The sequence below is a fragment of the Citrobacter sp. wls706 genome, assembly GCF_005281305.1.
GTDB classification, from domain to species: Bacteria; Pseudomonadota; Gammaproteobacteria; order Enterobacterales; family Enterobacteriaceae; genus Citrobacter; species Citrobacter werkmanii.
In genome coordinates, this window is sequence record NZ_SZXG01000029.1 from 522534 (window position 1) to 534578 (window position 12045).

The window sequence follows — 12045 nt, forward strand, 5'->3', positions numbered from 1 at the left end:
TACAGTCATGAATTATGCGGTCAGCAGATTCGCGATGGTGCGCACACCCAGACCGGTTGCGCCCGCAGACCACTGCTCAACCGGCGCTTTGCGATAGGTTGCAGAGCAGTCGATGTGCAGCCAGCCTTGCTGGTAGTTTTCCACAAAATGGGACAGGAAGCCCGCCGCCGTGCTCGCACCCGCCGGGTAGGCCGCGCTACCGGTGTTGTTTAGTTCAGCAAAGTTAGATGGCAACTGACTACGGTGGAACTCAGCCAACGGTAGACGCCAGAACGGCTCGTTTTCTTGTGCCGCGCTTGCCAGCAGACGGGCAGCCAGCTTGTCGTCAAAGCTGAACAACGCGTGATAATCGTTACCCAGGGCGGTTTTCGCGGCACCGGTCAGCGTAGCTGCATCAATAATCAGCTCCGGTTTCTGCGCGCTGGCGTCGATCAAACCATCCGCCAGCACCAGGCGTCCTTCCGCATCGGTATTCATCACTTCAACTTTTTTGCCGTTGCGATAGTGAATAATATCGCCCAGTTTAAAGGCGTTGCCGCTGATCAGGTTATCCGCGCAGCACAGGTACAGTTTCACACGCTTGTTCAGACCACGGGTAATGGCAAACGCCAGCGCGCCAGTGACCGTTGCCGCACCGCCCATATCGGACTTCATTGAGTCCATAAATGCGCTTTGCTTGATGCTGTAACCGCCGGAGTCAAAGGTAATTCCCTTACCAACCAGGCAAGCATAAACCGGGGCTTCTTTATCACCGGTAGGATTGTAGTCCAGCGCCAGCAGCACCGGAGGACGCTCAGAACCGCGCCCCACGGTATGCAGTCCCATGTAGTTCTGCTCGCGCAGATCTTCACCTTTGGTGATGCGGTAAGAGACGTTATCGCAGGCCACCCCGCACAGCAGGTCGACCGCGCGCTGCGCCAGTTGTTCCGGACCCAGTTCTTCCGCCGGGGCGTTAATGGTATCGCGCACCCAGTCAATAATCTTCAGACGGTTATCCAGCTCTTTGCGCTGTGCTTCGTCCAGGGCAGCCCACTCAACTTTGCGACTGCCTTTTGGTCCTTTATAACCCTGCCAGAAAGCCCAACTGCGTTCGGTATCCCAACCTTCACCGTCCAGTTGCACGTGTTTAATACCCAGGCCATCGATTTTACGCGCGGCGCGCTGGATAAGACCGAGGTCATCTTTTCCGTTCAGGTGCAGGGTAATGCCTTCATTATTAATGCTGTATGTTGCCTTTTCACCCCAGCGGGCATCGGCAGGTTGCGTGGAAAGCGTAATTTTCATGGCTTCTGTCATTTTATTTATCCTTATTTTCGCGCATACAGGAAAACGGGCCACCCGTGGGCAGCCCGTTGACTTATTCGGCTTCGTCCAGCCAGACCAGCAAAATGGCCTCAAGGATTTTTTCGTTCGATGCCTGTGGATCATCATCGAACTCTTCCAGGTCACAGATCCATTGGTGCAGATCGGTGAAACGAACGGTCTTGGGATCAAGGTCGGGGAAGGCATCGTACAGCGCTTCACCGATTTCACGGCTATCGGTCCACTTCAGTCCCATACTACCCTCTGTTAATGCTCACGTGCATGATTGATTGTGTAACGTGGGATTTCGACCACTAAATCGTCCTCGGTTACCCGCGCCTGGCAGCTTAAACGGCTTTCCGGCTCCAGACCCCAGGCTTTATCCAGCATGTCGTCTTCTTCTTCCGTGCTTTCCGGCAAAGAATCAAAACCTTCACGTACAATGCAGTGACAGGTCGTACAGGCACAGGATTTTTCACAGGCGTGTTCAATTTCGATACCGTTACGCAGGGCAACGTCGAGAATGGTTTCGCCGGTCTCAGCTTCCAAAACTGCGCCATCGGGACAGAGATCCTGATGAGGCAAAATAACAATCTTTGGCATATTAAACCTCGTCCACGGAATGGCCTTTCAGCGCGCTACGGACGGATTTGTCCATGCGGCGAGCGGCGAATTCCTGGGTTTGTTTGTCTACGTTTTTAATGGCTTGTTCTATCGCGTCAACATCGTCACCCTGCGCAACCTCGCTCAAGTGCGCGGCGGCGGTGTCGATAGCCTGACGTTCTGCGGCGCTTAACAGCGCGGCATCAGCGTTCAGCGCACCGGATAAACTTTCCAGTACACGTGCCGCTTCGACTTTCTGTTCTGCCAGCATACGGGCTTTGACGTCCTGCTCGGCAAAACTCATCGAATCCTGAATCATGGAGGCGATTTCGCCGTCAGTCAGACCGTAGGACGGTTTAACCTGGATTGAGGACTCAACGCCTGTGGATTTCTCCATGGCGGTGACGCTCAGCAGCCCATCGGCATCCACCTGGAAGGTCACGCGGATATGCGCGCCGCCTGCTGGCAGCGCCGGAATACCGCGCAGCGCAAAACGCGCCAGTGAGCGGCAGTCCTGCACCAGCTCACGCTCGCCTTGCATCACGTGGATGGACATTGCGGTCTGGCCGTCTTTAAAGGTGGTAAAGTCCTGCGCACGCGCCACCGGGATAGTGGTATTACGCGGGATCACTTTCTCCACCAGGCCGCCCATGGTTTCCAGTCCCAGGGACAGCGGGATGACGTCCAGCAGCAGCATTTCGCTGTCCGGTTTATTTCCGACCAGAATATCCGCCTGGATTGCCGCACCGATAGCGACAACTTTGTCCGGGTCAATAGAGGTCAGCGGCGTACGGCCAAAAAACTCACCCACGCGTTCACGTACCAGCGGCACGCGCGTTGAACCACCGACCATCACCACTTCCAACACATCCTGCGGCTCAACACCCGCATCTTTCAGCGCGCGACGACAGGCCAGCAACGTACGCTTAACCAGTGCGGAAATAAGTTCATTGAAGGTTTCACGGGTGATTTCACCCTGCCATCCCGCCACGTTAACCGCCACAGAATCGGCGTCGCTGAGCGCAATTTTCGCCGCAATGGCGGCATCCAACAGTTCACGCTGTACACGGTTGTCGCTACGATCGGTAACTCCCGCCTGCTCGCGAATGTAATCGGCGAGCAGATGGTCAAAATCATCACCGCCGAGTGCGGAATCACCGCCGGTCGCCAGCACTTCGAACACGCCGCGGCTCAGGCGCAGAATAGAAATATCAAAGGTACCGCCGCCAAGGTCATAGACCGCGATCACGCCTTCCTGACCGGAGTCCAGGCCATAAGCAATCGCCGCAGCGGTCGGCTCATTCAGCAGACGTAATACGTGCAGGCCAGCCAGACGCGCGGCGTCTTTGGTCCCCTGACGCTGCGCATCGTCAAAATATGCCGGAACGGTGATCACGACGCCGTCCAGTTCACCGGACAGCGATTCGGTTGCCCGCGCGGCCAGCGCTTTCAGAATGTCAGCGGATACGCGCACCGGATTAAGTAAACCGGCAGCGGTTTCAATCATCGGCAGGCCGTTTTCACTGGCCTGAAATGTATAAGGCTGATGCGGATAGCGCGCCTGGATATCCGCCAGAGAGCGGCCCATCATGCGTTTTACCGAACTAACGGTATTGGCCGGGTCAAGCGCGGCATTGGCGCGAGCATCGTAACCGACAGAGTAGCCCTGCGGCTGATAGTGAACCACTGACGGCAACAGGTGGCGACCTTCGTGGTCTGCCAGCGTTTCGGCCTGGCCGCTGCGTACGGTCGCAACCAGGGAGTTGGTGGTGCCTAAATCGATGCCTACCGCCAGACGACGCTGATGCGGCGCGGCGCTCAGACCAGGCTCACTAATTTGTAATAAGGCCATTTTCGCTTCCGGAAATTAAAAATCGAGCAGTTTTTCTTCGAGTTGTTCTGCACTGCTTCGCAGTTTATCGAGAAAACGCAGCTTACGCACGGTATCCGCCGCCGCGTCCCACATCTCGTTATCCAGCTGTTCAACCATCAGTTGATGGCGACTTTCAAACATTTTTTTCACGCGCTGGATAAAGCTTTCCAGTCGCGATTCGTCTTTCGCCTGCTCAATCTCGTCAAGCTCTTCCCGCAGCTCCAGTTGCTCCATCAGGAACGCGGTATCACGCACTGTGTGCTGCTCATTGCGAATATCAAAGCCGTGTAAAGACAATAAGTATTCGGCGCGCATCAAGGGATGACGCAGCGTTTGCCAGGCCTGGTTAATGGTGGCGGACTGCGAAACCGCAGCAAGTTGCTCCGCCTGAGAACCGCTGGCGAATTTATCAGGATGATACTGACGTTGGAGATCCTGAAAACGGATCGTCAGAGCCTGGAGATCAATAGGATATTGAGCGGGTAATCCGAAGAGAGTGAAGTAATCCATAACTATCTCAGGGGTAGCCTGTTAGAACAAACCCCACACGTAAAATCATGCGTGTGGGGTTATCGGTGAGCGCGTTATACGTGGAAGCTTTCGCCGCATCCACATTCGTCTTTCACGTTCGGGTTAGTGAACTTAAACCCTTCGTTCAGACCTTCTTTGACGAAGTCTAACTGCGTACCGTCGAGAAATTGCAGGCTCTTACCGTCGACCACAACTTTAACGCCTTTGTCTTCAAACACGGTATCTTCAGCCGCCGGCTCGTCAACAAATTCCAGTACATAGGCCATACCTGAGCAGCCGGAGGTTCTCACGCCCAGACGCAGACCAAACCCTTTACCGCGGTTTGCCAGGAAGGTATTTACACGCGCTGCTGCACTGTCGCTTAAGGTAATCGACATAATAAAACCTCAACTCTTAATTATTTTGCTTCACGTTTGCTTTTGTAATCCGCAATCGCGGCTTTAATCGCGTCTTCAGCCAGGATAGAGCAGTGAATTTTCACCGGTGGCAGTTCAAGCTCGTCGGCGATATCGGTGTTTTTAATCGCCTGTGCTTCGTCCAGAGATTTCCCTTTTACCCATTCGGTAACCAGAGAACTGGAGGCAATAGCGGAACCGCAGCCGTAAGTCTTGAAACGCGCGTCTTCAATGATACCCTCATTGTTGACTTTGATCTGCAACTTCATCACGTCGCCACAGGCTGGTGCACCGACCATGCCGCTACCCACGTTCTCGTCGCTGTTGTCAAAAGAGCCCACGTTACGTGGATTCTCGTAATGATCGATAACTTTTTCGCTGTAAGCCATGTTGAATTCTCCTTATCGGTGCCGAATTAGTGATGTGACCATTCAATACTGTTCAAATCCACGCCCTGTTTGAACATTTCCCACAGTGGAGAAAGGTCGCGCAGACGGCCAATGGAGTTGCGAACCAGATTGATGGCATAGTCAATCTCTTCTTCGGTAGTGAAACGACCTAAAGAGAAACGAATTGAGCTGTGTGCCAGCTCGTCGGTCATACCCAGCGCGCGCAGCACGTAGGATGGCTCCAGGCTTGCTGAAGTACATGCAGAACCGGAGGATACCGCCAGGTCTTTCAGCGCCATAATCAGCGACTCGCCTTCAACAAAGTTGAAGCTGACATTGAGAATGTTCGGTGCGCCCTGTTCGAGATCGCCGTTCAGGTACACTTCTTCCATGTCCTTCACGCCGTTCCACAGACGGTTACGCAGGCTGCGCAGACGCGCCATCTCGGTTTCCATCTCTTCTTTAGCGATACGGTACGCTTCACCCATGCCCACGATCTGGTGAACAGGCAAAGTACCGGAACGCATGCCGCGCTCGTGACCACCGCCGTGCATCTGCGCTTCAATACGAATACGCGGTTTACGACGCACGTACAGCGCGCCAATACCTTTCGGGCCATAGATTTTGTGGCCGGAGAAGGACATCAGGTCAACTTTCAGCTGGCTCAGGTCGATCGGCAGTTTGCCCACGCTCTGAGTGGCGTCAACGTGATAGATGATGCCGCGCGCACGGCACATTTCGCCGATAGTCGCGATATCCTGCACCACGCCGATTTCGTTGTTCACGTGCATGATGGACACGAGGATGGTGTCGTCACGCATTGCCGCTTCAAGTTCTTTAAGATCGATGATGCCGTTACGCTGCGGGGCGAGGTAGGTAACTTCGAACCCTTCGCGCTCCAGCTGACGACAGGTATCCAGCACGGCTTTGTGTTCGGTTTTGCTGGTGATGATGTGCTTGCCTTTTTTCTGATAAAAGTTGGCTGCACCTTTAATCGCCAGGTTATCGGATTCAGTCGCACCGGAAGTAAATACGATTTCACGCGGGTCAGCGCCCACGAGGTCGGCAATCTGGTTACGGGCGATATCTACCGCCTCTTCAGCCTGCCAGCCAAAACGGTGTGAACGGGAAGCTGGGTTACCAAAGTTTCCGTCCAGGGTCAGACACTGCATCATTTTCTCGGCAACACGCGGGTCCACCGGCGTGGTTGCGGAGTAATCGAGATAGATCGGTAATTTCATTGCTCTATAAACTCCGTACATCGCTTCAATGCAAGGAACCAGGCAACCGGCTGGATGTACGACCGAGTTAACGGGGCGTCGAACACCCCGGCCTGATTCTAATATCTTATTATCTTTGCCCTAAATAGTTCGTGTTGCAGCAAGGCGGCAAACTTGAGAGTGCCCAGGAGCTTACATCAAGTAAGTGACTGGGGCGAGCAAGTGCGGCCAACGCAGTTGCGGCACGAAATATAACGGGCAAATTATGCGCGCAACTTAACGTCGATCGCGTCTTGAGCACGATTAGTGCGTGGAGCGTCATGCGTGTGCTGGCGACCAGACACATCCAGGACTTCCTGATTATTCACCAGTTCGCCCAACGTAATGTTGTTGAGGAAACCGGTCAGACGATCGCTCAGATCGCGCCACAGCGCGTGGGTCAGGCATTTATCGCCGCCCTGACAACCGCCTTTGCCCTGGCAACGGGTCGCATCTACAGACTCGTCGACAGCGCTAATGACTTCACCTACTGCGATGCTCCCGGCATCTTTACCCAGCAGATACCCGCCGCCAGGTCCACGTACGCTTGAAACCAGACCGTTTTTACGCAAACGGGAAAACAGCTGCTCCAGATATGACAGGGAAATTCCCTGACGTTCAGAAATATCAGCCAACGGTACCGGGCCCGTTTCGGAGTTGAGCGCAACGTCCAACATTGCGGTCACGGCGTAACGCCCTTTTGATGTCAGTCTCATGTCTTACTTAGCCTCAAACTCGCCCCTGCCCGGGGTTTTTTATTGTAAAATGGGGGTATTGCATAGCAGGGGCAAGTCTGACATTCCCGACTAAATCAGTCAACTATTTACTTGACTAATTTAGTCAGGTATTTAACCTTCAGTGCCGTTTTCACTTGCAGGAGGCGTTTCGCTTACTTGCCTTTATTCTGCTGTTCAATCGACGCCAAAATTCCGCGCAAAATGTTCAGCTCCTGACTCTCAGGACGCGCACGCGTAAACAGACGACGCAGCTTGTTCATCACTTGTCCCGGATGGCCTTCGCGAATAAATCCGGTCGACAGCAGCGTTTGTTCCAGATGACCGTAAAAACGCTCTAAATCATCCACCAGCGGATACTCAGCTTCTTCGTATTCGACGGTCTTATCACCTTCCTGCGTCGCCAGCCAGGCCATGCGGACTTCATAAGAGATAACCTGCACCGCCATCGCCAGGTTGAGCGAACTGTATTCCGGGTTCGCGGCAATGGCGACGTGGTAATGGCATTTTTGCAGTTCTTCGTTGGTCAGGCCAACGCGTTCACGGCCAAATACCAGCGCCACCGGCGTATTCGCCGCTTCAGAGACGCTTTTTAAGCCGCATTCGCGCGGGTCCAGCATCGGCCACGGCAACGTACGGGAACGCGCGCTGGTGCCTACTACCAGACTACAACCCGCCAGCGCTTCATCGAGGGTATCGACGATCTGCGCGCTGCCAATCACATCGCTGGCGCCTGCCGCCAGGGCGATGGCCTGCGAGTCCGGTTTGACCAGTGGATTAACCAGCCACAGATTGGTTAAACCCATGGTTTTCATTGCGCGGGCCACAGAGCCCATGTTGCCAGTGTGAGAGGTTTCCACCAGCACAATTCGAATATTTTGCAGCATTGTATTTCTTCGGCTAAAGATTATTCGGGCATATTATCATAAAACGAAGACATATTCCGAACTCGCTGCTATACTCTGCGCCGTTTTCCCGTTCTTTAACATCCAGTGAGAGAGACCGATGCATCCGATGCTGACCATCGCCGTGCGCGCAGCGCGCAAGGCGGGTAATGTAATTGCCAAACACTACGAAACCCCAGACTCTGTAGAAACCAGCCAGAAAGGCAGCAATGATTTCGTGACTAACGTCGATAAAGCCGCCGAAGCGATTATTATCGAAACGATTCGCAAATCTTACCCACAGCACACCATCATCACCGAAGAAAGCGGTGAACATGTTGGTGAAGATTTGGATGTTCAATGGGTTATCGATCCACTGGATGGCACTACCAACTTCGTAAAACGTCTGCCGCACTTCGCGGTATCTATCGCAGTACGCATTAAAGGCCGTACTGAAGTTGCCGTTGTTTACGATCCAATGCGTAATGAACTGTTCACCGCAACCCGCGGCCAAGGCGCTCAGCTTAACGGTTACCGTCTGCGTGGCAGCACGGCTCGCGATCTGGACGGCACCATCATTGCCACCGGCTTCCCGTTCAAAGCGAAACAGCACGCTGCTTCTTACATGAAAATCCTTGGCAACATGTTTACCGAATGCGCTGACTTCCGCCGCACCGGCTCTGCCGCGCTGGATCTGGCCTACGTTGCCGCAGCCCGCGTTGACGGTTATTTCGAAATTGGTCTGCGCCCGTGGGATTTCGCCGCAGGTGAGCTGATTGCTCGTGAAGCCGGCGCACTGGTTTGCGACTTCACCGGCGGCCATAACTACATGGCAACCGGCAACATCGTTGCAGGTAACCCGCGCGTAGTGAAAGCCATGCTGGCTAACATGCGTGATGAACTGAGCGACGCGCTGAAGCGTTAATCTGCTGTGGTGCCGGATGCGACGCTTTCGCGTCTTATCCGGCCTACAATTCCTGCCGCTCACTAATCTAAAACGGTCTTAATCCCCTACCTACCGGCACCGCGCTCATCCACATCACCACCGCCGCCGCAATCAATATCGCCCCACCGGCTAATGCCAGCGTTGTCCAGCCAATCTGTCGCCACAGCACCGGCGCTTTATGCCCGCTAAGTCTTACCGCCAGCGAGCGGAAACTGTGTACCAATAAAGCCAGTGACGTAATCGTCAAAGAAGTTCCCGCCGCCATCGCCAGCGCCGAGGCCATGCCCCAGCTAAAGACGCCAATCACTTTACTGAACAGCAGCACCATGATAGCCCCGGAGCATGGGCGCATCCCCATAGACAGAATAATCATCAACCGGGCGCGCCAGTCATCACCGCTTTGCAACTGTTCCGGCTGCGGTAAATGCTGATGCCCGCAGCCACAGCCGTCGTGATGCACATGGTGCGGTGTGAAAGCGGTAAACGTTGGCCGTTTTAGCAATGAGCGCAGTTTTTTCAGCGCCCGCCAGCACAGCAGCAGGCCCAACACGCCTACCAGCACATAGCTCCCTCTTTCCAGCCAGAAGCTGCTCATATGCAGCTGCCGCGCAGGTAACTGCAAGACGGTGAGCACGATAACGACCAGACCAATCGCGACCAGTCCTTGTAATAAAGACGACGCCAGCGTCAGGCCGATACTTGATTTGAGTTTTGACGGGTGCGTCGCAAGCCAGGTAGTAATCACCACTTTTCCATGACCCGGCCCCAGTGCATGCAGGACGCCATAGAGAAAACTAAACAGTAGCAGCGATCCCCCTGCCTGGGTCGGACTGGCAGCAACCGCTTTCAGCAATCCGCTCATCTGTTGGTTTACTTCGCGCTGCCAGACGATGCTTTTCATCATCACCTGCGGCCAGGCCTGCCATAGCCACAGTATGCCGCCTGCCGCCAGCAGGAAAAATAGTGCCAGCGGCCACAGCGTAAGCCAGCGGCGTCCGGCGGGGCGTGGCTGATAAATTACTGACATTGCAGCGTTACCGTTTGTGCGAACTGTTTACCCAACTCCATATCCTCCGGCGGGGCGTCTTCTTTATCCAGCGACTGGGCAAAGCTCAGCGTTTGTTCATTCGGCGTCGGGGTATGGACAGTGAGTCGGCATTGCTGGCTAATGGCCTGCCCCAGCATAGCGTCGCTGTCCTGGTCATAGCTCATATCAACGTAGTAGGTCGGATCGAAGGTTGAAATGGTATATTTTTGACCACTCAGCGGCTGCGGTTCAGCTAATGGTAAAACGAACGTTAGCACCGCCTGATGTTCCTCCCGTTCCATGCCGTATTCCGTCGGCCTGTTTTTAAACTTTACCTTTTGCCCGTCATGCCACACTTCGGTGAAATAATGCTGCCCAAGCACATTCGCCATCACTTCCGCCGCCAGTTTTTTCCAGATCTCCGAGCCAGGTTTGGCATTCCCCGCATCGTAAAGCAGATCAGCCGAGGTGATTTCATCCATCGTCCAGCGCATTTTCAGCGCCACGAACTGATTATTCTCGCTCACGATCTCAGTTTTCAAATGGATAAAGCTATGGGGATGAGCGCCTGCGTCAAAAGACAGGACAGCAAGAAACAACGTGACAATGATGCGTTTAACGCGCTGCATGGCTTCTCCACGATAAAAATCCAGGCTGCCAGAAATAATGGTATGTTTGGCGAAAGAGTGCTGAGGATATCATTGAACGAAAAAATGTTGAGCACCCTTTTCCGGTATCGATTCAGTTCTCAATTTCGAGATTTCTTTTTCCAGCAACACCCGTCTAAATCCCTTCTCGCCACCACAATTTACGCAAAATGATAATTAATTGTTAATTTATGGTTTCATTTTAATAATCCATTAACAATAACTTTGCTGTCATGGATATAAAACCCCTTTAATTTAACCAATTTTTAACCATTATTTTTCCATAAATTCACAATACTGGGCATAGATCACATTCATGAAACTCATGATTCATTCCCTCTTCCATTCGTAGTTAACTTCACCCCGTGACATGTCCTGCCCCCTACGAAAGGTACAACTATGAAATTCAAACTCGCATTACTCAGTGCAACCCTGGTTTCTGCATGCATGTTGTCCGGCACGTCCTTTGCGGCGGAAAAATATGAAATTGCTGTGGTTGCCAAAGTCACCGGGATCCCATGGTTTAACCGCATGGAAACCGGCGTGAATGAAGCAGCAAAAAAATTGGATGTGAATGCTTACCAGACCGGGCCTTCCACGCCAGATCCGGCTCAGCAGGTGAAAGTCATTGAGGATCTGATCGCCAAAAATGTTAACGCAATCATCGTAGTGCCGAATGATGCCAAGGTCCTTGAGCCGGTGCTGAAAAAAGCGCGCGACAAAGGCATCGTGGTGCTGACGCACGAATCCCCGGACGAGCAGATTGGCCAGTGGGATATTGAAACCATCGACAGTGAAAAATATGCGCAGGCTAACGTCGATGAATTAGCAAAAAACATGGGCGGCAAAGGCGGGTATGCCATCTATGTCGGTTCGCTGACGGTCCCACTTCATAACGCGTGGGCAGATTATGCAATTAAGTACCAGAAAGAAAAATATCCGGAGATGTTCGAGGTCACTTCACGTCTGCCGGTCGCGGAAAGCATCGATAAATCCTACGCCACCACGCTGGACCTGATGAAAACCTATCCGCAGATGAAGGGCATTATCGGCTTTGGCTCGCTGGGTCCTATCGGTGCGGGTCAGGCGGTACAGAAAAAACGCGCCAAAGATAAAATCGCCGTCGTCGGGATCGCCATGCCAGCACAGGCTGCACCTTACCTGATGCGCGGTGATATTAAGAAAGCGCTGCTGTGGGATCCAAAAGACGCGGGCTATGCGCTGGTAACGGTGGCCGATCAGCTGTTGCAGGGTAAAGAAGTGAACGCTGATCTGAGTATCGATGGTTTAGGGAAAGCCGATATCGACACGGAGAAGAAAGTGATCCGCTTTAACAAGATCCTCGAAGTCACCAAAGACAACGCACAATCACTCGGTTTCTAAGGCTTTAGCCGACACCAGGGAACCTTAACGCCGACCGTCTGGTCGGCGCTATCAACCAAACTAACACTTAGC

The 12045-nt window shown here is 53.4% G+C and carries 14 protein-coding genes; 2 read left to right on the forward strand and 12 right to left on the reverse strand.

The window, feature by feature from the left end; all coding sequences use genetic code 11:
• Positions 1-12: 12 nt before the first annotated feature.
• From pepB to trmJ, 10 genes are all read right to left on the reverse strand, one after another.
• On the reverse strand, positions 13-1296 hold the full coding sequence (pepB, locus tag FDW92_RS07380; protein ID WP_042306738.1) for an aminopeptidase PepB: 1284 nt from the start codon (positions 1294-1296) through the stop codon (positions 13-15).
• A 61-nt stretch (positions 1297-1357) separates the two neighbouring features.
• Positions 1358-1558 (reverse strand): Fe-S cluster assembly protein IscX, encoded by a 201-nt coding sequence (gene iscX / locus FDW92_RS07385; RefSeq protein ID WP_003037694.1) that lies wholly within the window; start codon positions 1556-1558, stop codon positions 1358-1360.
• A gap of 11 nt (positions 1559-1569) precedes the next feature.
• Positions 1570-1905: an ISC system 2Fe-2S type ferredoxin gene (gene fdx / locus FDW92_RS07390; RefSeq protein ID WP_003037690.1), complete on the reverse strand. Its 336-nt coding sequence runs from the start codon at positions 1903-1905 to the stop codon at positions 1570-1572.
• A gap of 1 nt (position 1906) precedes the next feature.
• Positions 1907-3757 carry a Fe-S protein assembly chaperone HscA gene (gene hscA / locus FDW92_RS07395; protein WP_042306737.1) on the reverse strand — a complete coding sequence of 617 codons (1851 nt, stop codon included), beginning with the start codon at positions 3755-3757 and terminating at the stop codon, positions 1907-1909.
• A 15-nt stretch (positions 3758-3772) separates the two neighbouring features.
• A complete protein-coding gene (gene hscB / locus FDW92_RS07400) occupies positions 3773-4288 on the reverse strand; it encodes a co-chaperone HscB (RefSeq protein ID WP_042306735.1) in 516 nt (171 codons plus the stop codon).
• A 74-nt stretch (positions 4289-4362) separates the two neighbouring features.
• The gene (gene iscA / locus FDW92_RS07405) at positions 4363-4686 is read right to left on the reverse strand and encodes an iron-sulfur cluster assembly protein IscA (RefSeq protein WP_003037681.1); all 324 of its coding nucleotides are present in this window, start codon (positions 4684-4686) and stop codon (positions 4363-4365) included.
• A gap of 20 nt (positions 4687-4706) precedes the next feature.
• Positions 4707-5093, reverse strand: coding sequence for a Fe-S cluster assembly scaffold IscU (gene iscU, locus FDW92_RS07410; RefSeq protein ID WP_002913991.1), 387 nt, complete (start codon positions 5091-5093; stop codon positions 4707-4709).
• Positions 5094-5119: 26 nt separating this feature from the next.
• Positions 5120-6334, reverse strand: a complete 1215-nt coding sequence (iscS, locus tag FDW92_RS07415) for a cysteine desulfurase (RefSeq protein ID WP_003835233.1) — start codon at positions 6332-6334, stop codon at positions 5120-5122.
• Between the two features lie 242 nt (positions 6335-6576).
• Positions 6577-7068 carry a Fe-S cluster assembly transcriptional regulator IscR gene (gene iscR / locus FDW92_RS07420; RefSeq protein ID WP_003037674.1) on the reverse strand — a complete coding sequence of 164 codons (492 nt, stop codon included), beginning with the start codon at positions 7066-7068 and terminating at the stop codon, positions 6577-6579.
• A gap of 173 nt (positions 7069-7241) precedes the next feature.
• Positions 7242-7973: a tRNA (cytosine(32)/uridine(32)-2'-O)-methyltransferase TrmJ gene (gene trmJ / locus FDW92_RS07425; protein WP_042306733.1), complete on the reverse strand. Its 732-nt coding sequence runs from the start codon at positions 7971-7973 to the stop codon at positions 7242-7244.
• Between the two features lie 118 nt (positions 7974-8091).
• Here trmJ and suhB point away from each other — a divergent pair, with 118 nt between their 5' ends.
• Positions 8092-8895 carry an inositol-1-monophosphatase gene (gene suhB, locus FDW92_RS07430; protein WP_003835237.1) on the forward strand — a complete coding sequence of 268 codons (804 nt, stop codon included), beginning with the start codon at positions 8092-8094 and terminating at the stop codon, positions 8893-8895.
• A gap of 67 nt (positions 8896-8962) precedes the next feature.
• On the opposite strand, the gene FDW92_RS07435 is transcribed toward suhB, so the two are convergent.
• The gene (locus FDW92_RS07435) at positions 8963-9943 is read right to left on the reverse strand and encodes a nickel/cobalt transporter (RefSeq protein ID WP_042306731.1); all 981 of its coding nucleotides are present in this window, start codon (positions 9941-9943) and stop codon (positions 8963-8965) included.
• Positions 9934-10572 (reverse strand): DUF1007 family protein, encoded by a 639-nt coding sequence (locus FDW92_RS07440; protein ID WP_042306729.1) that lies wholly within the window; start codon positions 10570-10572, stop codon positions 9934-9936. Before FDW92_RS07440 ends, FDW92_RS07435 begins: the two co-directional genes overlap by 10 nt.
• Before the next feature lie 417 nt (positions 10573-10989).
• Here FDW92_RS07440 and FDW92_RS07445 point away from each other — a divergent pair, with 417 nt between their 5' ends.
• Positions 10990-11973, forward strand: a complete 984-nt coding sequence (locus tag FDW92_RS07445) for an autoinducer 2 ABC transporter substrate-binding protein (protein ID WP_003037665.1) — start codon at positions 10990-10992, stop codon at positions 11971-11973.
• The last annotated feature ends 72 nt before the right edge of the window (positions 11974-12045 follow it).